General features: G+C 66.9%; 27 protein-coding genes. 26 read left to right on the plus strand and 1 reads right to left on the minus strand.

Translation table 11 applies throughout. The features are described from left to right. The 24 genes from rplB (at window position 1) to F0357_RS14180 (ending at window position 13,271) form a co-directional block, all read left to right on the plus strand. Window positions 1–831, plus strand: a complete 831-nt coding sequence (gene rplB, locus F0357_RS14065; RefSeq protein WP_153482953.1) for a 50S ribosomal protein L2 — start codon at window positions 1–3, stop codon at window positions 829–831. A 12-nt stretch (window positions 832–843) separates the two neighbouring features. Next, window positions 844–1,122: a 30S ribosomal protein S19 gene (gene rpsS / locus F0357_RS14070; RefSeq protein WP_312861595.1), complete on the plus strand. Its 279-nt coding sequence runs from the start codon at window positions 844–846 to the stop codon at window positions 1,120–1,122. Window positions 1,123–1,124: 2 nt separating this feature from the next. Next, the gene (rplV, locus tag F0357_RS14075) at window positions 1,125–1,505 is read left to right on the plus strand and encodes a 50S ribosomal protein L22 (RefSeq protein ID WP_153482957.1); all 381 of its coding nucleotides are present in this window, start codon (window positions 1,125–1,127) and stop codon (window positions 1,503–1,505) included. Beyond that, window positions 1,505–2,215: a 30S ribosomal protein S3 gene (gene rpsC / locus F0357_RS14080; RefSeq protein WP_153482959.1), complete on the plus strand. Its 711-nt coding sequence runs from the start codon at window positions 1,505–1,507 to the stop codon at window positions 2,213–2,215. The genes rplV and rpsC overlap by 1 nt, the downstream gene beginning before the upstream one ends. A 38-nt stretch (window positions 2,216–2,253) precedes the next feature. Next, entirely contained in the window at window positions 2,254–2,667 is a 414-nt protein-coding gene (rplP, locus tag F0357_RS14085; RefSeq protein ID WP_153482963.1) for a 50S ribosomal protein L16, read from the plus strand. A 29-nt stretch (window positions 2,668–2,696) separates the two neighbouring features. Further along, window positions 2,697–2,894, plus strand: coding sequence for a 50S ribosomal protein L29 (gene rpmC, locus F0357_RS14090; RefSeq protein WP_153482966.1), 198 nt, complete (start codon window positions 2,697–2,699; stop codon window positions 2,892–2,894). Window positions 2,895–2,904: 10 nt separating this feature from the next. Beyond that, window positions 2,905–3,165: a 30S ribosomal protein S17 gene (gene rpsQ, locus F0357_RS14095; RefSeq protein ID WP_153482968.1), complete on the plus strand. Its 261-nt coding sequence runs from the start codon at window positions 2,905–2,907 to the stop codon at window positions 3,163–3,165. Between the two features lie 75 nt (window positions 3,166–3,240). Beyond that, window positions 3,241–3,609 carry a 50S ribosomal protein L14 gene (gene rplN / locus F0357_RS14100; protein WP_153482971.1) on the plus strand — a complete coding sequence of 123 codons (369 nt, stop codon included), beginning with the start codon at window positions 3,241–3,243 and terminating at the stop codon, window positions 3,607–3,609. Continuing rightward, window positions 3,609–3,926 (plus strand): 50S ribosomal protein L24, encoded by a 318-nt coding sequence (gene rplX, locus F0357_RS14105; protein WP_153482974.1) that lies wholly within the window; start codon window positions 3,609–3,611, stop codon window positions 3,924–3,926. The genes rplN and rplX overlap by 1 nt, the downstream gene beginning before the upstream one ends. Further along, complete coding sequence (gene rplE, locus F0357_RS14110) at window positions 3,919–4,476, plus strand: 50S ribosomal protein L5 (protein WP_153482977.1); 558 nt, start codon at window positions 3,919–3,921, stop codon at window positions 4,474–4,476. The genes rplX and rplE overlap by 8 nt, the downstream gene beginning before the upstream one ends. 23 nt (window positions 4,477–4,499) lie before the next feature. After that, window positions 4,500–4,805, plus strand: a complete 306-nt coding sequence (gene rpsN / locus F0357_RS14115; protein WP_153482980.1) for a 30S ribosomal protein S14 — start codon at window positions 4,500–4,502, stop codon at window positions 4,803–4,805. Between the two features lie 12 nt (window positions 4,806–4,817). Beyond that, the gene (rpsH, locus tag F0357_RS14120) at window positions 4,818–5,216 is read left to right on the plus strand and encodes a 30S ribosomal protein S8 (protein WP_153482983.1); all 399 of its coding nucleotides are present in this window, start codon (window positions 4,818–4,820) and stop codon (window positions 5,214–5,216) included. 44 nt (window positions 5,217–5,260) lie between these two features. Then, complete coding sequence (gene rplF / locus F0357_RS14125; protein ID WP_153482986.1) at window positions 5,261–5,794, plus strand: 50S ribosomal protein L6; 534 nt, start codon at window positions 5,261–5,263, stop codon at window positions 5,792–5,794. Between the two features lie 12 nt (window positions 5,795–5,806). After that, on the plus strand, window positions 5,807–6,169 hold the full coding sequence (gene rplR, locus F0357_RS14130; RefSeq protein ID WP_153482989.1) for a 50S ribosomal protein L18: 363 nt from the start codon (window positions 5,807–5,809) through the stop codon (window positions 6,167–6,169). Between the two features lie 64 nt (window positions 6,170–6,233). Next, window positions 6,234–6,800 carry a 30S ribosomal protein S5 gene (rpsE, locus tag F0357_RS14135; RefSeq protein ID WP_153482992.1) on the plus strand — a complete coding sequence of 189 codons (567 nt, stop codon included), beginning with the start codon at window positions 6,234–6,236 and terminating at the stop codon, window positions 6,798–6,800. Between the two features lie 39 nt (window positions 6,801–6,839). Further along, window positions 6,840–7,034: a 50S ribosomal protein L30 gene (gene rpmD, locus F0357_RS14140; protein ID WP_153482994.1), complete on the plus strand. Its 195-nt coding sequence runs from the start codon at window positions 6,840–6,842 to the stop codon at window positions 7,032–7,034. A gap of 17 nt (window positions 7,035–7,051) precedes the next feature. Continuing rightward, window positions 7,052–7,540 (plus strand): 50S ribosomal protein L15, encoded by a 489-nt coding sequence (rplO, locus tag F0357_RS14145; RefSeq protein ID WP_153482997.1) that lies wholly within the window; start codon window positions 7,052–7,054, stop codon window positions 7,538–7,540. Window positions 7,541–7,729: 189 nt separating this feature from the next. Continuing rightward, the gene (gene secY, locus F0357_RS14150; protein ID WP_153483000.1) at window positions 7,730–9,061 is read left to right on the plus strand and encodes a preprotein translocase subunit SecY; all 1,332 of its coding nucleotides are present in this window, start codon (window positions 7,730–7,732) and stop codon (window positions 9,059–9,061) included. Beyond that, window positions 9,058–9,639, plus strand: coding sequence for an adenylate kinase (locus tag F0357_RS14155; protein ID WP_153483003.1), 582 nt, complete (start codon window positions 9,058–9,060; stop codon window positions 9,637–9,639). The genes secY and F0357_RS14155 overlap by 4 nt, the downstream gene beginning before the upstream one ends. Window positions 9,640–9,908: 269 nt before the next feature. Continuing rightward, window positions 9,909–10,277, plus strand: a complete 369-nt coding sequence (gene rpsM, locus F0357_RS14160) for a 30S ribosomal protein S13 (protein ID WP_312861596.1) — start codon at window positions 9,909–9,911, stop codon at window positions 10,275–10,277. Window positions 10,278–10,368: 91 nt separating this feature from the next. Continuing rightward, window positions 10,369–10,758 (plus strand): 30S ribosomal protein S11, encoded by a 390-nt coding sequence (gene rpsK / locus F0357_RS14165; protein ID WP_153483005.1) that lies wholly within the window; start codon window positions 10,369–10,371, stop codon window positions 10,756–10,758. Window positions 10,759–10,921: 163 nt separating this feature from the next. After that, window positions 10,922–11,944 carry a DNA-directed RNA polymerase subunit alpha gene (locus F0357_RS14170; RefSeq protein WP_312861597.1) on the plus strand — a complete coding sequence of 341 codons (1,023 nt, stop codon included), beginning with the start codon at window positions 10,922–10,924 and terminating at the stop codon, window positions 11,942–11,944. A 118-nt stretch (window positions 11,945–12,062) separates the two neighbouring features. Continuing rightward, a complete protein-coding gene (gene rplQ, locus F0357_RS14175; RefSeq protein WP_153483007.1) occupies window positions 12,063–12,485 on the plus strand; it encodes a 50S ribosomal protein L17 in 423 nt (140 codons plus the stop codon). A 153-nt stretch (window positions 12,486–12,638) separates the two neighbouring features. Then, a complete protein-coding gene (locus F0357_RS14180) occupies window positions 12,639–13,271 on the plus strand; it encodes a DedA family protein (RefSeq protein ID WP_153483009.1) in 633 nt (210 codons plus the stop codon). A gap of 236 nt (window positions 13,272–13,507) precedes the next feature. On the opposite strand, the gene F0357_RS14185 is transcribed toward F0357_RS14180, so the two are convergent. Beyond that, a complete protein-coding gene (locus F0357_RS14185; RefSeq protein ID WP_153483011.1) occupies window positions 13,508–15,223 on the minus strand; it encodes a methyl-accepting chemotaxis protein in 1,716 nt (571 codons plus the stop codon). A gap of 238 nt (window positions 15,224–15,461) precedes the next feature. Here F0357_RS14185 and F0357_RS14190 point away from each other — a divergent pair, with 238 nt between their 5' ends. Together F0357_RS14190 and F0357_RS14195 are read left to right on the plus strand one after the other, a co-directional pair. Then, the gene (locus F0357_RS14190; RefSeq protein WP_153483014.1) at window positions 15,462–16,730 is read left to right on the plus strand and encodes an MgtC/SapB family protein; all 1,269 of its coding nucleotides are present in this window, start codon (window positions 15,462–15,464) and stop codon (window positions 16,728–16,730) included. A 183-nt stretch (window positions 16,731–16,913) separates the two neighbouring features. After that, a complete protein-coding gene (locus F0357_RS14195) occupies window positions 16,914–18,386 on the plus strand; it encodes a Do family serine endopeptidase (protein ID WP_376767804.1) in 1,473 nt (490 codons plus the stop codon). The last annotated feature ends 7 nt before the right edge of the window (window positions 18,387–18,393 follow it).

Here is an 18,393-nt window from a genome sequence, read left to right on the forward strand (position 1 = left end):
ATGGCACTGAAACATTACAAGCCGACGACGCCGGGCCAGCGACAGCTCGTCATCGTCGACCGTTCCGACCTCTGGAAGGGCGCGCCGGTCAAGTCCTTGACCGAAGGGCTCTCGAAGTCGGGCGGGCGCAACAACAACGGCCGCGTGACCGTCCGCTTCCGTGGCGGTGGCCACAAGCGCACCTACCGCGTCGTCGACTTCAAGCGTCGCAAGCTTGACGTCGCCGCGGTGGTGGAACGCCTGGAATACGACCCGAACCGGTCGGCGTTCCTTGCGCTCATCCGCTACGCGGACGACGAGCAGGCCTACATCCTGGCGCCGCAGCGCCTTGCCGTCGGCGATCAGGTGATTGCCGGCACGCAGGTCGACGTGAAGCCCGGCAACGCGATGACGCTGGCGGCCATGCCGGTCGGCACCATTGTGCACAATGTCGAGCTGAAGCCGGGCAAGGGCGGTCAGGTCGCCCGTTCGGCTGGCACCTACGCTCAGATCGTCGGCCGCGACCAGGGCTACACGATCCTGCGCTTCAACTCGGGCGAGCAGCGCCGCGTTCTCGGCACCTGCTTCGCCACGGTCGGCGCGGTGTCGAACCCGGACCACGCCAACGTGAGCCTGGGCAAGGCTGGTCGCAGCCGTTGGCTCGGCTTCCGCCCGCACAATCGCGGCGTGGCCATGAACCCGGTCGACCATCCGCACGGCGGTGGTGAAGGCCGCACCTCGGGCGGCCGTCATCCGGTCACCCCGTGGGGCAAGCCGACCAAGGGCAAGAAGACGCGGCGCAACAAGGCCACGGACAAGTTCATCGTCCGCAGCCGGCACGCCAAGAAGTAAGAGGGCAGAATCGTGACGCGTTCCGTTTGGAAAGGTCCGTTCGTCGACGGCTATCTCCTCAAGAAGGCTGAGAAGTCTCGCGCTTCCGGTCGCTCCGAGGTGATCAAGATTTGGTCGCGGCGTTCGACGATCCTGCCGCACTTCGTGGGCCTCACGTTCGGGGTCTACAACGGCCAGAAGCACATCCCTGTCCTCGTGCAAGAGGACATGGTCGGTCACAAGTTCGGCGAGTTCGCTCCGACGCGCACCTTCTACGGGCACGCGGCCGACAAGAAGGCGAAGAGGAAGTAACGATGGGCAAGCCGAAGCGCGAGCGGGCGCTGAAGGAGACCGAGGCGAAAGCCGTCGCCCGGTCGCTTCGCGTTTCGCCTCAGAAGCTCAACCTCGTCGCGCAGCTCATTCGCGGCAAGAAGGTCGGGGCGGCGCTCGCCGATCTCACCTTCTCGCAGAAGCGGATCGCCCGCGACGTGAAGAAGACCCTCGAGTCCGCGATCGCCAACGCCGAGAACAATCATGATCTCGACGTCGACGCTCTGGTCGTGGCCGAGGCGTTCGTGGGCAAGGGCCTTGTCATGAAGCGCTTCTCGCCGCGCGGTCGCGGCAAGGTCGGGCGCATCGAGAAGGCGTTCTCGAACCTCACGATCGTGGTTCGCGAAGTCGAGGAGACGGCCTGATGGGTCAGAAAGTCAATCCGATCGGCCTCCGGCTCGGCATCAACCGGACCTGGGATTCTCGCTGGTATGCCGACCGTCAGCAGTACGGTCAGCTCCTCCACGAGGATCTGAAGATCCGCGAGCTCCTGATGAAGGAGCTGAAGCAGGCCGGCGTGTCGAAGATCGTCATCGAGCGCCCGCACAAGAAGTGCCGCGTGTCGATCCACACCGCCCGTCCGGGCGTCGTGATCGGCAAGAAGGGCGCGGACATCGACAAGCTGCGCAAGCGGATCGGCAACATCACCGACTCCGAAGTGCACCTCAACATCGTCGAGGTGCGCAAGCCCGAGATCGACGCCAACCTGGTGGCCGCCTCGATCGCCCAGCAGCTCGAGCGCCGCGTGGCGTTCCGCCGGGCCATGAAGCGCGCCGTCCAATCGGCGATGCGTCTCGGTGCCGAGGGCATTCGTATCAACTGCTCCGGCCGTCTCGGTGGTGCCGAGATCGCGCGCATGGAGTGGTACCGCGAGGGCCGCGTGCCGCTGCACACGCTGCGTGCCGACGTCGATTACGGCGTGGCGACGGCGAAGACCGCGTATGGCACCTGCGGCGTGAAGGTGTGGATCTTCAAGGGCGAGATCCTCGAGCACGACCCGATGGCTTCCGAGCGCCGCGCGCTTGAAGGCCCGGCGAGTGAAGGTGGCAATCGCCGGCGTAGCGAAGCGGCGTAATCCGCCGCATCGCTGACGATAGAGGCTAGAGACGTACCATGCTGCAACCGAAGCGCACGAAGTTCCGCAAGCAGTTCAAGGGGCGCATTCACGGCGTCGCGAAGGGCGGGTTCGACCTGAACTTCGGCGCGTTCGGATTGAAGGCGTTGGAGCCCGAGCGCGTCACCGCGCGGCAGATCGAGGCGGCTCGCCGCGCGATCACCCGCGAGATGAAGCGCCAGGGTCGAGTTTGGATCCGCGTATTCCCGGACGTTCCGGTTTCGGCGAAGCCGACCGAAGTCCGAATGGGTAAGGGCAAGGGCGCCCCCGAATATTGGGCGGCCAAGGTGAAGCCGGGCCGAATCGTGTTCGAGATCGATGGTGTGAGCGAGGAGACCGCCCGCGAGGCGTTGCGTCTCGGCGCCGCCAAGCTCCCGATCCGGACGCGCTTCGTTCAGCGCATCGCCGAGTGACGGCGTCGCAAGGCCGGAAGGAGAAGATCATGAAGGCGAGCGACGTTCGCACGAAGACCGTCGATGAGCTGATCGACGAGGTCGCCAAGCTGAAGAAGGAGCAGTTCAACCTGCGCTTCCAGAAGGCGACCGGTCAGCTCGAGAACACCGCGCGCGTGCGGATCGTCCGCCGCGACATCGCGCGGCTCCAGACCATCCTGCGCGAAAAGCGCGGGCAGACTGCTTAAGGAGGCGAAGATGCCGAAACGCGTGCTGCAGGGCGTCGTCGTCAGCGACAAGAACGACAAGACCGTCGTGGTGAAGGTGGAGCGTCGCTTCACCCATCCGCTGCTGAAGAAGACGGTCCGCCGTTCGAAGAAGTATCAGGCTCACGACGAGGCCAACACCTACAAGATCGGCGATACCGTGCTGATCGAGGAAGGCCGGCCGATGTCGAAGCTGAAGCGTTGGGTCGTGGTCGGCGCTGTGTCGCCGGCCGGTGAAGTTGTGGCGGGCTGATCCGCGAACATTGAGTGACGGCACCGACGGCTTCGCCGCGGTGCAGGCGCAAGAACGAGATCAAGGCGGCCAGTCATGATTCAGATGCAGACTAACCTCGATGTGGCGGACAATTCCGGCGCCCGTCGTGTCATGTGCATCAAGGTGCTCGGCGGCTCCAAGCGGAAATACGCCTCGGTCGGCGACGTCATCGTCGTCTCGATCAAGGAGGCCAATCCGCGCGGACGCGTCAAGAAGGGTGATGTGATGAAGGCCGTCGTCGTGCGCACGGCCAAGGACATCCGTCGCCCGGACGGCTCCGTCATCCGGTTCGACCGGAACGCGGCGGTGCTGATCAACAATCAGAAAGAGCCGATCGGCACCCGTATTTTCGGACCGGTGCCGCGTGAGCTGCGCGCGAAGAACCACATGAAGATTATTTCGCTTGCGCCCGAGGTGTTGTGATGGCCGCGAAAATCAAGAAAGGCGACAAGGTCGTCGTCCTCGCCGGTCGTGACAAGGGTCGCACGGGCGAAGTGCTCGAAGTGCAGCCGGCCGAGGAGCGGGCGCTTGTCAGTGGCGTGAACATGGTTCGCCGCCACCAGAAGCAGACCGCGAAGGAAGAGGGCGGGATCATCGCCAAAGAGGCGCCGATCCACCTGTCCAACCTGGCGGCGGCGGATCCGAAGGACGGCAAGCCGACCCGCGTCGGTTTCCGCGTCCTCGACGACGGCAGCAAGGTGCGCGTCGCGAAGCGTTCGGGAGAGAAGATCGATGGCTGAGGCGACTTACGAGCCCCGGCTCCAGGCTCACTACCGGGATGTGGTGCGTCCGAAGCTCATCGAAGAGTTCGGCTACGCGAATCCGATGCAGGTTCCGGCGATCGACAAGGTCGTGCTGAACATGGGCGTCGGCGAGTCGACCGGCGATTCCAAGAAGGCCTCGGTTGCGGCGGGCGATCTCGCCAAGATTGCCGGCCAGAAGCCGGTCATCACCCGCGCGCGGCTTTCGATCGCGACCTTCAAGGTCCGCGAGAACATGCCGATCGGCGCGAAGGTGACCCTTCGCCGCGCCCGGATGTACGAGTTCGTCGACCGCCTCGTCACGATCGCGCTGCCGCGCGTCCGCGACTTCCGCGGCCTGAATCCGAAGAGCTTCGATGGCCGTGGCAACTATGCCATGGGCATCAAGGAGCACATCATTTTCCCGGAGATCGATTACGACAAGATCGATCAGGTCTGGGGCATGGACGTCATCGTCTGCACGACGGCGAAGACGGACGACGAAGCGCGGGCTCTGCTGCGCGCGTTCAACTTCCCGTTCCGGCAGTGATCGGGCGTCGCGAGGTTTGACCGATGGCTAAGAAGAGCTCGATCGAGACCAATAACCGCCGGGCCCGGCTCGCCAAGAAGCACGCCGCGAAGCGCGCGCGCCTCAAGGCTGTGACGCAGGATCAATCCCTGCCGATCGAAGAGCGGTTCCAGGCGACCCTGAAGCTGGCCGAAATGCCCCGCAATTCGGCGAAGATCCGTGTGCGCAACCGGTGTGAAGTCACCGGCCGTCCGCGGGCTTATTATCGGAAGCTCAAGATGTCGCGCGTTGCGCTACGCGAACTCGGCGGCCTCGGGCTCGTTCCGGGTCTCGTGAAGTCGAGCTGGTAAGGAGGGCGGACCATGAACCTGACCGATCCCCTCGGCGATATGCTCACCCGTATCCGCAACGCGCAGATGCGGCGGAAGAGCAAGGTGTCGACCCCGGCCTCGAGCCTCCGCGCTCGCGTGCTCGACGTGCTCGCCTCCGAAGGCTACATCCGCGGCTACGCGGCGGTGGATTTCGAGGACGGCCGTTCGGAGCTCGAGATCGAGCTGAAATATTACGACGGCGAGCCGGTGATCCGTGAGATCGAGCGCGTCTCGAAGCCGGGCCGCCGCGTTTATGCCTCGGTGAAGGCGCTGCCGCGCGTGGCGAACGGCCTCGGCCTGTCGATCCTGTCGACGCCGAAGGGCGTGATGGCCGACCACGACGCCCGTGAGAACAACGTTGGTGGCGAGGTCCTCTGCCGCGTCTTCTGACGCGGCGGGGTCTTGCGCCGGATTAAGAATTTGGTAGGTGAGCGATGTCGCGGATTGGCAAGAAGCCTGTTGCGATTCCGAGCGGGATCACGGCGACCGTCGACGGGCAGACCGTTTCGGTGAAGGGCCCGAAGGGTGCCCTGTCCTTTGCGGTGCATGATCTCGTCTCGGTCGAGAATACTGCGGATGGCATCAGTGTTCAGCCGCGCGACGAGTCGAAGAAGGCTCGGTCCCTGTGGGGCATGTCGCGCACCATGGTTTCGAACCTGGTCGTCGGCGTGAGCAAGGGTTTCGAGCGCAAGCTCGATATTACCGGCGTCGGCTACAAGGCCGCCGTGCAGGGTAAGAAGCTGAACCTGTCGCTCGGCTACAGCCACGACGTGGTCTACGATATCCCCGAGGGTATCACGATCGCCTGCGCTAAGCCGACGGAGATCCTGGTGTCCGGCATCGACCGTCAGAAGGTCGGCCAGGTCGCCGCGGAGATCCGCGAGTTCCGCGGTCCGGAGCCCTACAAGGGCAAGGGCGTGCGGTATTCGGACGAGTTCATCGTCCGCAAGGAAGGCAAGAAGAAGTAACGGGTGGCAGCGATGGCGAAAAATCTCAGCTCACTGGAGCGTCGCCGCGCCCGCGTGCGGCGTGCGATCAAGGCGGCGGCGAACGGTCGTCCCCGGCTCAGCGTGTTTCGCTCGTCGAAGCACATCTATGCTCAGGTCATCGACGACGGCGAGGGCGTGACGCTCGTTGCGGCGTCCTCGATCGAAAAGGACCTGCGCGACGGTCTGAAGACCGGTGCCGACATCGGCGCGGCCCAGACGGTCGGCAAGTTGATTGCCGAGCGCGCGGTTGCGGCCGGCATCACGCAGGTCGTGTTCGATCGCGGCAGCTACATCTATCATGGGCGCGTCAAGGCGCTCGCCGATGCCGCCCGCGAGGGTGGGCTCGACTTCTGACGGATCTTGAGCCGTTGCGGCCCCGATATGCGGGTCGGTCCGGCAGGAACTGAGGGTTAAGGACATGGCTCGAGAGCGGGATCGGGATCGCGAACGGGAAGAGCGCGACAGCGAATTCGTCGACAAGCTCGTTCACATCAACCGCGTCGCCAAGGTTGTGAAGGGTGGCCGGCGTTTCGGCTTCGCTGCGCTCGTCGTCGTCGGTGACCAGAAGGGTCGCGTCGGCTTCGGTCACGGCAAGGCTCGCGAAGTGCCGGAGGCGATCCGCAAGGCCACGGATGCTGCCAAGCGCAGCCTGATCCGCGTGCCGCTGCGCGAAGGCCGCACGCTGCATCATGACGTGCAGGGCCGTCACGGCGCCGGTCGCGTGATCCTGCGCGCCGCGCCGGCCGGTACCGGCATCATCGCCGGCGGCCCGATGCGCGCCGTGTTCGAGACGCTGGGTGTGCAGGACGTCGTGGCGAAGTCGCTCGGCTCCTCCAACCCGTACAACATGGTGCGTGCGACCTTCGATGCGTTGAAGCACGAGGACAGCCCGCGCTCGGTCGCCGCACGCCGCGGCATCAAAGTCTCGTCGCTGCAGGCTCGCCGCCGCGACGTCGACGCGGATGCGGTCGCTGCCGAGGCGTAAGCCCCGGCCGCGCCCACGCAAGTTGCGGGAATTCATTCGATGACTCAGAGCCAGAAGATGGTCACGGTCGAGCAGACCGGCAGCCCGATCCGCCGGTCCGACGACCAGCGTGCGACGCTCATCGGCCTCGGCCTCAACAAGCTGCATCGTCGCCGTACGCTCGCGGATACTCCGCAGGTGCGCGGCATGATCGCCAAGGTTGCCCACCTCGTCCGCGTCGTGGACGAGGCGTGATCCCAGGAGTTCGATCCATGAAACTCAACGAGATCCGGGACAATCCGGGCGCCACGAAGGAGCGCATGCGCGTCGGTCGCGGCATCGGCTCCGGCAAGGGCAAGACCGCCGGCCGCGGCGTGAAGGGACAGAAGTCCCGCACCGGCGTCGCGATCAAGGGCTTCGAAGGCGGTCAGATGCCGCTGCATCGTCGCCTGCCGAAGCGCGGCTTCAACAACATCTTCCGCAAGGACTTCAACGTGGTCTCGCTCGGCCGCGTGCAGAAGGCGATCGATGCCGGCCTGCTCGATGCGGGTGCGGTGGTCGATGCGGCTGCTCTCAAGGCGGCTGGCGTTCTGAAGCGTCTGCGCGACGGCGTGCGCCTCCTCGCCGACGGCGAGCTGACCCAGGCGGTCAAGTTCGAGGTCGAGGGTGCGTCTGCCACGGCCATCGCCGCGGTCGAAAAAGCCGGTGGTGCGGTCGTCGTGAAGGCCGTTAAGGCCGCCGACGAGGCCTCCGCCTCTTAAGTCGTGGCGGGGCGTGCCTATATTGAGGCCGTCGCCGAGGCACGGCTTCAGGGCCGCCGGGACAAGGCTTCACGCGGCGCCGCGCGCGCCGCAGGCGACGTCCAGGAGATCGGCCCGATCGCGGGAGACCGCGACCGGGCTTCCGCGCGCTTAAGGTGCGCTGGTCAAGGATCAGAGCGGTAGCGGACGATGGCTTCGGCAGCGGAACAACTCGCGGCGAATTTGAACTTCTCGGCCTTCGCGAAGGCCGAGGATCTGAAAAAGCGGATTTGGTTCACGCTCGGCGCGCTGCTGGTCTACCGGCTCGGCACCTACATCCCGATGCCGGGCATCAATCCCGATGCCCTCGCCCAGGCCTTCTCGGGCGCGCAGAAGGGCATCCTCGGGCTCTTCAACATGTTCGCCGGCGGTGCCGTCGGCCGCATGGCGATCTTTGCCCTCGGCATCATGCCGTACATTTCGTCTTCCATCATCGTTCAGCTCCTGACGACGGTCATCCCGTCGCTCGAGACGCTGAAGAAGGAAGGCGAACAGGGTCGCAAGATCATCAACCAGTACACCCGCTATCTGACGGTGATTCTGGCGGTGGTGCAGGCCTACTCGATCGCGGTCGGCCTCGAGGCGGCGACGAACGTCGTCATGGAGCCGGGCTGGTTCTTCCGCTTCACCACCACGGTGACGCTGACCGGCGGCACGATGTTCCTGATGTGGGTCGGTGAGCAGATCACCGCCCGTGGCATCGGCAACGGCACCTCGCTCATCATCTTCGCTGGCATCGTGGCCGGCCTGCCGACGGCGCTCGCCGGCACCCTCGAACTCGGCCGCCAAGGCGCGCTCTCGACGGGCGTCATCCTCGGCGTGATGGTCGTGGTCGTCGCCGTGATCGCCTTCATCGTGTTCATGGAGCGTGCCCAGCGCAGGCTCCTGATCCAGTACCCGAAGCGACAGGTCGGCAACCGCATCTTCCAGGGCGAATCCTCGCACCTGCCGCTGAAGCTCAACACCTCGGGCGTGATCCCGCCGATCTTCGCGTCCTCGCTGCTCCTGATCCCGGCGACGCTGTCGAGCTTCGCGGCGAGCCAGAATATCGGCTGGTTGTCGACGATGACGGCCATGCTCGGCCACGGACAGCCGCTCTACATGGCGCTCTATGCGGCGCTGATCGTGTTCTTCGCCTTCTTCTACACGGCGATCGTCTTCAATCCCCAGGAGACGGCCGACAATCTGAAGAAGCACGGCGGTTTCATCCCGGGTATCCGTCCGGGCGAGCGCACCGCGCAATATATCGATACCGTCCTGACTCGCATCACGGTGATCGGCGCGGGCTATCTGGTGCTCGTCTGTCTGCTGCCGGAGTTTCTGATCTCGGCCACCGGTGTGCCGTTCTATCTCGGCGGTACCTCGCTCCTGATCGTGGTCAGTGTCACCATGGACACTGTGTCCCAGATACAGGGGCACCTTCTTGCCCATCAATATGAGGGCCTCGTGAAGAAGGCCAAGCTCGGGGGTAAGCGCCGATGAGACTGATCCTGCTGGGCCCGCCGGGTGCGGGCAAGGGCACCCAGGCGCAGCGCCTGGTCGAGCGGCACGGCATCGTGCAGCTCTCCACCGGTGACATGCTCCGCGCTGCGGTGCGCGAGGGCACGCCGATCGGCCTCAGGGCCAAGGAATTGATGGACCGGGGCGACCTGGTCCCGGACGAGGTGGTGGCGCAGATCGTCGCCGACCGCGTCGAGGCGCCGGACTGCGTGCGCGGTTTCATTCTCGACGGTTTCCCGCGCACCGAGCGTCAGGCGGAGCTGCTTGAAGAGATCCTGGCCTCGAAGGGGCTCAAGATCGATGTCGTCATCGAGCTCGTTGTTGACGAATCGGCCCTGCTCGGCCGGATCGAGAAGCGCGCGCGCGAATCGGCCGGCAACGCCCGTGCCGACGACACGCCCGAGGCCCTGAAGAAGCGGCTCGACGTCTATCGCGCCCAGACCGCGCCGTTGTCGGCGCATTATGAGCGCATCGGCCTTCTGAAGAAGATCGATGGCATGGCCGCGATGGACGAAGTGACGGCGGCAGTCGAAGAGGCGATCGCCGAATCCGTGGCCTGAGCCGCGGCTTTAAGAATCTCGATCGCGCGGGTTGACGGCGCCCCGCGCGATCCGGTAATGAACGGCACCATTTCGCAATCGATGGGCGATCGGTGCCGGTAGCCGAAAGGTTAACGGAACCGGTCGCTGTGCCTTTGTGGCCTAGGGTTATTTTTCCCGGGGTGGCAAGGCGGCGGCGGCCTTATCGAGCGACCAGACCGGGCGATTGACATGCGCCGGCGGTGACAAAGCCGAACCCCCGAGCGGGTGAGGCCCAAGGAGATAGAAGCGTGGCCCGTATCGCAGGCGTCAACATCCCGACCAACAAGCGCGTCCTGATCGCGCTGCAGTACATCCACGGCATCGGCCCGGCGAAGGCGCAGGAGCTCATCGACAAGGTGGGCATCGCGCCGCAGCGTCGCGTCAACGAGCTCAGCGACGCGGAAGTGATTCAGATCCGCGAGGCGATCGATCGCGATTATATCGTCGAAGGCGATCTGCGCCGCGAAGTCGCAATGAACATCAAGCGGCTCATGGACCTCGGCTGCTATCGCGGCCTGCGTCACCGCCGCGGTCTGCCGGTGCGTGGTCAGCGCACGCACACCAACGCGCGCACCCGCAAGGGTCCCGCGAAGGCGATCGCCGGCAAGAAGAAGTAATTATTGTCATCCCACGGCGGTGCTGGGGTCGCGCGTCCGCTGGGACGGCGACCGCGGGCTGCCGGCAAAGGCCCTGAAGGAACGATAGATTATGGCGAAGGAAGCCACGCGCGTTCGGCGTCGCGAGCGCAAGAACATCTCGTCCGGCGTCGCGCACGTGAACGCCTCGTTCAACAACACGATGATCACCATCACCGACGCGCAGGGTAACGCGATCTCCTGGTCGTCGGCCGGTGCGATGGGCTTCAAGGGCTCGCGCAAGTCGACCCCCTATGCAGCGCAGGTTGCCGCCGAAGACGCCGCTCGCAAGGCGTCCGAGCATGGCATGCGCACCATTGAGGTCGAGGTTTGCGGTCCGGGTTCGGGTCGCGAATCGGCGCTGCGTGCGTTGCAGGCCTCGGGCTTCATGGTGACGTCGATCCGCGACGTGACCCCGATCCCGCACAATGGCTGCCGGCCGCGCAAGCGCCGCCGCGTCTGATACTACGACGACGACGCCGAGGCGCCGGGTTGGCCGGCGCCGGGCATCGCGGCATGACGGCGGCTCCCATGCCGTCATACCGCAGATTTCGGACCCCTGGCCGACCCGGGGGCGGACGGAAGGGCGCGCGACCCTCCGTCCGATGATGTGAAAGGATGCGACCGTGACCATCCAGAAGAATTGGCAGGAGCTGATCCGCCCGACCAAGCTCGACGTCAAGGTCGGCGGCGATCCGAAGCGTGTCGCGACGGTTGTCGCGGAGCCTCTCGAGCGCGGTTTCGGCCTGACGCTCGGCAATGCGCTGCGCCGCGTGCTTCTGTCGTCTCTGCAGGGTGCGGCGGTGACCGCCGTGCAGATCGACGGCGTGCTGCATGAGTTCTCTTCGATCGCCGGCGTCCGCGAGGACGTGACCGACATCATCCTCAACGTGAAGGAAGTCGCCGTGAAGATGCACGGCGAGGGCCCCAAGCGGATGGTGCTGCGCCGCCAGGGTCCGGGTGCCGTCGTGGCCGCCGACATCCAGACCGTCGGTGACATCGAGGTGCTGAACCCGGATCTCGTGCTGTGCACCCTCGACGAGGGCGCCGAGATCCGCATGGAATTCACCGTGAACACCGGCAAGGGCTACGTCGCGGCCGACCGCAACCGCCCGGAAGACGCGCCGATCGGCCTGATCCCGGTCGACAGCCTCTATTCGCCGGTCAAGAAGGTGTCCTACCGCGTCGAGAACACCCGTGAGGGCCAGGTCCTCGACTACGACAAGCTGACGCTGTCGGTCGAGACCGACGGTTCGATCACGCCGGACGACGCGGTCGCCTATGCGGCGCGCATCCTGCAGGATCAGCTCGCCGTGTTCGTGAACTTCGAGGAGCCGCGCCGCGAGGAGCTGCGCGACGACGTTCCGGAGCTCGCCTTCAATCCGGCGCTGCTCAAGAAGGTCGACGAACTCGAGCTGTCGGTCCGCTCGGCGAACTGCCTGAAGAACGACAACATCGTCTATATCGGCGATCTGATCCAGAAGACCGAGGCGGAGATGCTCCGCACCCCGAACTTCGGACGCAAGTCGCTCAACGAGATCAAGGAAGTTCTCGCGCAGATGGGCCTGCACCTCGGCATGGAAGTGCCGAACTGGCCGCCCGAGAACATCGAAGAGCTCGCGAAGCGCTACGAGGATCACCACTACTGATCCCGCGGCCGGCCGGTGACGGCCGGCGGCGACGCCCCGGCCCCGGCCGGACCTTTTTTGGAGTAGGGCTCAGGCAGAAGCGCCGCGGCCCGGAACTTGAAGATCGAAGGAGAGGGCCATGCGCCACGCCAAGAGCGGTCGCAAGCTCGGCCGGGAGACGGCCCACCGCAAGTCGATGTTCGCCAACATGGCGTCGTCGCTCATCGAGCACGAGCAGATCGTGACCACGCTGCCGAAGGCGAAGGACCTGCGTCCGATCGTCGAGAAGCTGATCACGCTCGGCAAGCGCGGCGATCTGCACGCCCGCCGTCAGGCGATCTCCGAGCTGCGCGACCTCAAGAGCGTGCGCAAGCTGTTCGAGACCCTCGCTCCCCGTTACAAGGAGCGTCAGGGTGGCTACACCCGCGTCCTGAAGGCGGGCTTCCGCTACGGTGACGGCGCCGCCGTCGCCGTCATTGAGCTCGTCGATCGCGATCCGGCCGCCAAGGGCGCCGCCGACCGCGCCCGCGCCGAGGCGGAAGCCGAGACCGCCGCGGCCTGATCTTCGCGGGCGGCCAGCCTCCTTGGGGCGCCGCACGTCGTTCGACGGTGATCTTGAAAAGGCGGCTTCGGCCGCCTTTTCTTTTCGTGCAATGCTTCCTTCGCGCGATCCCGCGGGCCGCGCGGCCCGCCCGACCGACGGTGCCGTACACCCATGGACATGCCGTCCATCGTCACGATCCTCCTGAGCTACGGGCTCGTCGGCGTCGCCGCCGTGGCGCTGACGGAGAAGCTCGTGCCGATCGTGCCGTCCTATGTCGTCCTGGTGTTTCTCGGGATGACGGCGGCGGCGGGTTGGTCCGATCTCGGCCTTGTCGTGCTGGCGACGACGGCTGGGTCCACGGTGGGGGCGCTGATGTGGTACGGGCTTGGCCGGGGGCTCGGTCACGACCGCGTGGAGCGCTTCGTGAGCCGCTGGGGCAAGTACGTCCTGCTGCCAGCGAGCCTCTATCGGAAGCTCGGTGAGAGCTATCGCCGCAACCAGTTCTGGGTGACTCTGACCGGACAGGTGATCCCCACGGTGCGGATCTATCTGCCGCTGCCGGCAGGCGTTCTGGAGCTCGATCCGCGCCCGTTCACGGTGGCGACGGCGCTCGGAGCGGCGACCTGGAACGCGCCCTTTCTGCTGCTCGGCTTTCTCTTGCGCGACACCGGTCACGACCCGCTGACGGTCGGCCTCTGGGTCGTCGTCGGTCTGGTCGTCGGCGAAACGCTGATCCTGTTCAGCGTCCGCGCGCTGTCTCGTGTGCTTGCGAAGCGCCGGCAGGGGTCCGGCGAACGCGGGTGAAGTCCGCGGGCTCGTGCCAATCGCTCGGCCTCCCCTTCCTTCTCCCCGAACGGGGAGAAGGTGCCCCGAAGGGGCGGATGAGGGGACTCTATGTTCGTTATTTCAATAGTTTATTTGCAGCGAGAGGGGCCGTTATAACCCCTCATCCGGCGCTTCACCCCTTCCTTCTCCCCGATCGGCAAGAAGGAAGGGGAGGCGAGGCCGATATACGGCACGCCGCCCTGGGACCGTGAGCCCTACGCGGTCTGCACGCGGGACAGGAAGCGCTGCACGGCGTCGGTGAGCACCTGGGACGAGGCCGACAGGCTCGCCACGATCGAGCGGACGCGGGCCGCCTCTTCGTTGTTCGCCTCGGTTGCCCGGCGCACCTGACCGATGCTTGCCGAGACGGTCTGCGCCTCGGTCGCGGCCTGGGCCATGCCGGTGGCGATGGTCTGGCTCGCCGAGCCCTGCTCATGGGTGACGCTCGAGACCTCCGACGTGATGTCGTGCATCTTCGAGATGGTGACCTCGATCGAGGCGATCGCACGGGCCGCGTCGTCGGTGATGCCGGAGATGGCGTCGATCTGGCGGCTGATGGTCTCGGTCGCCGCCTTGGTCTGGGCCGAGAGGGCCTTCACCTCACCGGCGACGACGGCGAAGCCGCGGCCGGCGTCGCCGGCGCGTGCCGCCTCGATCGTGGCGTTGAGGGCGAGCAGATTGGTCTGTCCGGCGATCCCGGCGATGAGCTCGACGACCGCGCCGATCTCCTGGGCGGCGGCCACGAACTGGCGCACCGTCTCGTTGTTGTGGCGGGTTTCGTTGAGGGCGTTGGTGACGATCTCGCTCGTGTAGTCGATGCGGTTCTGGATATGGTTCGCCGTGTAGGAGAGCTCCTCGCTCGACGCGGCGATGGTGTTGACCGCCTGGGCGGCCTGATCGGCGGCGCGGGCGACCATGCCGGCCTGCTCGCGGGCTTCCTCGGAGGCCTCGGTCATGACCTGGGCGGCGCGCTCCATCTGCTCCGCGGTCATGACGAAGTTGCCGAGCGCACCCTGCGCCTCCTCCTCGAACATGCGTACCGCGTCGGCGAGGGCGACCATGCGGCGGTGCTCGGCCTCCGCCTGCTCGCGGGCGGCAACGTCGAGACGGCGGCGTTCGAGGAGGGCGAACTGGAACACCCGGATTGTGTCGGCCATCTCGCCGATCTCGTCGCGCCGGCCGTCGAACGGCACGGTGACGTCGAGATTGTCCTGGGCGAGCTCGGTCATGGCGTCCTTGAGGCGGTGCAGCGGCCGCTGGATCTGGCCGACGGCCACGAACAGGGCGGCGACGAGGGCGGCCGCGATGCCGATCACCGGGATCGCTACGAGGGCGATGACGGCCTGCTGGCGGGCGGCATCGGCTTCGGCGCGCCGCTGCGACAGGATGGCGAGCTCCTTGTCGGCGAGCTGGCTGATGTTCTGAACCATGTGCTCGCGAGCCTTGATGGTCGGCTCGTCGGTCGCCTGGATCAGGGCGGCGGCCGGCGAAACGTCGAGGCCGAGCTTCGCGGTGTCTTCCTGGTAGAGGATGAATTCGCTGATGGCGTTATCGATCTTGCGCTTCTCTTGATCGGTGAGCTGGTCGTCCACCGCGGCGAAGAACGGCGCCTTGAGGGCCGTGACGCGACTGAGCGCGGCCTTCAGCGCCTCGAACTTCGGCTTGGCCGCTTCCTTGTCCTCGGCGGTGTAGACGGCGGTCGCCTGGACGACGGAGCTCTCTATGACCTCGGCGAGGAACTTCGCCTGGAAGGCACCGTTCCAGGCCGCTTCCATCTCCTTGGCGCGGGCGCGTTCGGCGGAGAGTTGCGACACGGCAAAGGCGGAGAGGCCGGCGGCGACGAGGGCGAGGAGACCGACCACCAGGGTCAACTTGCGGCCGATGGTGAAGCGAAGTGGTTTCAGGCGCAGCTTGCCGAAGGAGATACGCATCGTCGAAACTCCGGAGGCGGCCCCAGGGGGAGGCGGGCCGTTCGGGTGAGGGCTGGGATCGAGCGGTCCGGGGCCCAGGCGGGCCGCCGGTTGCGGCGAGCCTAAGCACGCCTCGGCTGCGGCTTGATGACGGTCAATGAACGGCTGTGCGTCTCATGGCCGGATCGCGCACCGCGCTGTGGATCATCACCGGCGCGGAGGGTTCGGGCCCGCGTATCGGCCCTAAAAGGAGAGAACGATGCTCGAGAGTTTGATCGTGCGGCTCGGCATCGCGCTGTCGATCGGCTTCGTGGTCGGGGTCGAGCGCGGCTGGCGGGAGCGGGATGCGCCGTCCGGCAGCCGCACCGCCGGGGTCCGCACCTACGCCCTGAGCGGTCTTCTCGGCGGCGCCATGGCGGCGCTCGCCCAGGCCTTCGCGGCCCCGCTTCTCGTGGGCATCGCCTTCGCCGTGTTCGCCGGCGCCTTCGCCTGGTTCAAATACCATGAAATGGAACACGACCACGATTACAGCGTCACCGGCATCGTCGCGGCGCTCGTCGTCTTCGTGCTCGGGGCTCTGGCGGTCGTCGGCGATGTCCAGGCCGCCGCCGCCGGCGGCGTCGCCACCGCCGGCATTCTCGCCGGTCGTGAGAAGCTGCACGGGCTCCTCACCCGGCTGACCTGGCCGGAGCTGCGCTCGGCGCTCCTCCTGATGGCGATGACGGCGATCGTCCTGCCGATCCTGCCGGACCGCACCATCGATCCGTTCGACAGCCTCAACCTGCGTCAGGTTTGGATCTTCACCGTGCTCACCGCGGCGATCTCCTATGCGGGCTATGTCGCGCTCAAGGTCGCGGGACCCGAGAAGGGGATCCTGGTCAGCGGTCTCGCAGGGGCGATGGTGTCGTCGACCGCCGTGACCATCGCCTTCGCCCGGCGCGCGGCGGGCGGCGATCCGCCTCGCGTCCTCGCCGGCGGCGCGCTGCTCGCGGGCATGGTCTCGGCGCTGCGCGTCACCGTGCTCGTTCTCGTGGTCGCCCCCGTTCTGGCGGCGCATCTGGCGCCGCCCATGCTCGCCGGCGCGGCGGTGCTCGGGATCGGGGGCTGGCTGCTGGTGCGGCGGCGCGAAAGCGGCGCCGCGGAGCCCGCGGCCGAGCTCGGCAATCCGTTCGACCTTCTGCCGCTCCTCGCCTTCGCCGCGATCTTCGCCGTCGTCGTGGTAGTCGGCGGCTGGTTGCGCGGCGTCGTCGGCGGGGCCGGGATCCTCGCAACCTCGGCGGTGATGGGGCTCATCGACGTCGATGTCGCCTCGCTCAGCGCGGCCCGGCTCGCCGGCAATGGCCTCACGGCGGAAACGGCGGGGCTCGCGATCCTGGCCGCGAGCGGGGTCAACGCCGCCGCGCGCGCAGCCTACGGAACCGCGATCGGGCCGCGCGGGTTCTCCCTGCCGCTCATGGCCGGCACTCTCCTTGCGCTCGCCGCCGCGGCCCTCGCGGCGGGAGCGACCGTCGGCCTCCTCCGGATCTGAGACGATCCCGCGGACCTTTGTCGCCGCCCGCGGCCTGCTTATATCAACCGGCCGGAGAGCCTGCGCCGCGCCGATGCCTCGATCCCGTCCGCTTTGCGTGCTCGGGTTGTGTAACAGGCCCACAGCCCGCGCCGAAAAGGTCGAGGACCGAGGTCGGGTCAGGGAAAGGACGAGGATGTGTCGATGAAGGGTTCCGATTTCCGCCGCCTGCCGAAGCTCCGGGCCGGGATCGCCGCGGTCTGTGGCCTCCTCGCTCTCGGCGCGGTCGGGGCGCTCGCGATGCGCCCCGCGGCGCATGCGGAGCAGGCGGACGCCGGCAGGCCGGTGGCGCAGGTGCCGCAGAGCGCGGCGGAGATCAAGCTGTCGTTCGCGCCGGTGGTGAAGAAGGTCGTGCCGGCGGTCGTCAACGTCTACGCGACGCGGATGATCACCCAGAACGCCGTCTCCCCCTTCTTCGACGATCCCTTCTTCCGCCGCTTCTTCGGCGACAGCGGCCGGCCGCGGCCGCGCATGGAGCAATCGCTCGGCTCGGGCGTGATCGTCGATCCCGACGGCACCATCGTCACGAACGTCCACGTCATCAAGGATGCCGACAAGGTCAAGGTCGCGCTCGCCGACCGCCGCGAGTTCGACGCCGACATCGTCCTGCGCGACGACAAGACCGACCTCGCGGTGCTCAAGATCCGCGGCAATCCCGGCAAGCTGCCGGTTCTGCCGATCGGCGAATCCGACACCCTCGAGGTCGGCGACATCGTGCTCGCCGTCGGCAATCCGTTCGGCGTCGGCCAGACGGTGACGCAGGGTATCGTCTCGGCGCTCGCCCGCACCCAAGTCGGCGTCAGCGATTATCAGTTCTTCATCCAGACCGACGCCGCCATCAACCCGGGCAATTCCGGTGGCGCCCTCGTCGACATGGCGGGCCGCCTCGTCGGCATCAACACGGCGATCTTTTCCCGCTCCGGCGGCTCGATCGGCATCGGCTTCGCCATTCCCTCCGACATGGTCCGCCTCGTCGTCGACGCGGCCCGCAACGGCGGCGTGATCCGCCGGCCCTGGCTCGGCGCCACGCTGCAATCGGTCACGGCCGACATCGCCGACGGCCTCGGCCTCGACCGTCCGCAGGGCGCGCTCGTCACCGACGTGTTCGCCGGCGGCCCGGCCGCGGAGGCCGGTCTCAAGGTCGGCGACCTCGTGGTGGCCGTCGACGGCGTCGCCGTGGACGACCCGGAGGCGTTCGGCTACCGCTTCGTGACGAAGCCGCTCGGCAGCCGGGTGCCCCTCGACGTGGTGCGCGGCGGAGCGAAGATGCGCCTCACCATCACGCTCGTCACCGCCCCGGAATCGGTGCCGCGCGATGCCCGCAAGCTCGCCGACGGCACGCCGTTCGCCGGCGCGACCGTGGTCAACTTGTCGCCGGCGGTCTCGGAAGAGCTCAAAGTGCCCGCCGATCGCACGGGTGTCGCCATCTCTGCGGTGGACAGCGGCTCGATCGCCGATCAGGTGGGCTTCCAGCCGGGGGACATTCTGGTCGAAATCAACGGGGCCCGTGTCAAGTCGACGAAGCAGGCCGCCGATCTCGCCGCCGGCCGCGCCTCGGTCTGGCGCATCGCGATCGAGCGCAACGGGCAGGTGATGCAGATCGCCCTGCGCGGCTGACCCCGCC

The organism is Segnochrobactrum spirostomi, from assembly GCF_009600605.1.
GTDB lineage: Bacteria > Pseudomonadota > Alphaproteobacteria > Rhizobiales > Segnochrobactraceae > Segnochrobactrum > Segnochrobactrum spirostomi.

What these genes read in the sequence shown, in the direction of transcription:
- rplB (WP_153482953.1), top strand. Translation starts at nt 1, where the DNA reads ATGGCACTGAAACATTACAAGCCGACGACGCCGGGCCAGCGACAGCTC.
- rplV (WP_153482957.1), top strand. Translation starts at nt 1,125, where the DNA reads ATGGGCAAGCCGAAGCGCGAGCGGGCGCTGAAGGAGACCGAGGCGAAA.
- rpsC (WP_153482959.1), top strand. Translation starts at nt 1,505, where the DNA reads ATGGGTCAGAAAGTCAATCCGATCGGCCTCCGGCTCGGCATCAACCGG.
- rplP (WP_153482963.1), top strand. Translation starts at nt 2,254, where the DNA reads ATGCTGCAACCGAAGCGCACGAAGTTCCGCAAGCAGTTCAAGGGGCGC.
- rpmC (WP_153482966.1), top strand. Translation starts at nt 2,697, where the DNA reads ATGAAGGCGAGCGACGTTCGCACGAAGACCGTCGATGAGCTGATCGAC.
- rpsQ (WP_153482968.1), top strand. Translation starts at nt 2,905, where the DNA reads ATGCCGAAACGCGTGCTGCAGGGCGTCGTCGTCAGCGACAAGAACGAC.
- rplN (WP_153482971.1), top strand. Translation starts at nt 3,241, where the DNA reads ATGATTCAGATGCAGACTAACCTCGATGTGGCGGACAATTCCGGCGCC.
- rplX (WP_153482974.1), top strand. Translation starts at nt 3,609, where the DNA reads ATGGCCGCGAAAATCAAGAAAGGCGACAAGGTCGTCGTCCTCGCCGGT.
- rplE (WP_153482977.1), top strand. Translation starts at nt 3,919, where the DNA reads ATGGCTGAGGCGACTTACGAGCCCCGGCTCCAGGCTCACTACCGGGAT.
- rpsN (WP_153482980.1), top strand. Translation starts at nt 4,500, where the DNA reads ATGGCTAAGAAGAGCTCGATCGAGACCAATAACCGCCGGGCCCGGCTC.
- rpsH (WP_153482983.1), top strand. Translation starts at nt 4,818, where the DNA reads ATGAACCTGACCGATCCCCTCGGCGATATGCTCACCCGTATCCGCAAC.
- rplF (WP_153482986.1), top strand. Translation starts at nt 5,261, where the DNA reads ATGTCGCGGATTGGCAAGAAGCCTGTTGCGATTCCGAGCGGGATCACG.
- rplR (WP_153482989.1), top strand. Translation starts at nt 5,807, where the DNA reads ATGGCGAAAAATCTCAGCTCACTGGAGCGTCGCCGCGCCCGCGTGCGG.
- rpsE (WP_153482992.1), top strand. Translation starts at nt 6,234, where the DNA reads ATGGCTCGAGAGCGGGATCGGGATCGCGAACGGGAAGAGCGCGACAGC.
- rpmD (WP_153482994.1), top strand. Translation starts at nt 6,840, where the DNA reads ATGACTCAGAGCCAGAAGATGGTCACGGTCGAGCAGACCGGCAGCCCG.
- rplO (WP_153482997.1), top strand. Translation starts at nt 7,052, where the DNA reads ATGAAACTCAACGAGATCCGGGACAATCCGGGCGCCACGAAGGAGCGC.
- secY (WP_153483000.1), top strand. Translation starts at nt 7,730, where the DNA reads ATGGCTTCGGCAGCGGAACAACTCGCGGCGAATTTGAACTTCTCGGCC.
- F0357_RS14155 (WP_153483003.1), top strand. Translation starts at nt 9,058, where the DNA reads ATGAGACTGATCCTGCTGGGCCCGCCGGGTGCGGGCAAGGGCACCCAG.
- rpsK (WP_153483005.1), top strand. Translation starts at nt 10,369, where the DNA reads ATGGCGAAGGAAGCCACGCGCGTTCGGCGTCGCGAGCGCAAGAACATC.
- rplQ (WP_153483007.1), top strand. Translation starts at nt 12,063, where the DNA reads ATGCGCCACGCCAAGAGCGGTCGCAAGCTCGGCCGGGAGACGGCCCAC.
- F0357_RS14180 (WP_153483009.1), top strand. Translation starts at nt 12,639, where the DNA reads ATGGACATGCCGTCCATCGTCACGATCCTCCTGAGCTACGGGCTCGTC.
- F0357_RS14185 (WP_153483011.1), bottom strand. Translation starts at nt 15,223, where the DNA reads ATGCGTATCTCCTTCGGCAAGCTGCGCCTGAAACCACTTCGCTTCACC.
- F0357_RS14190 (WP_153483014.1), top strand. Translation starts at nt 15,462, where the DNA reads ATGCTCGAGAGTTTGATCGTGCGGCTCGGCATCGCGCTGTCGATCGGC.
- F0357_RS14195 (WP_376767804.1), top strand. Translation starts at nt 16,914, where the DNA reads ATGAAGGGTTCCGATTTCCGCCGCCTGCCGAAGCTCCGGGCCGGGATC.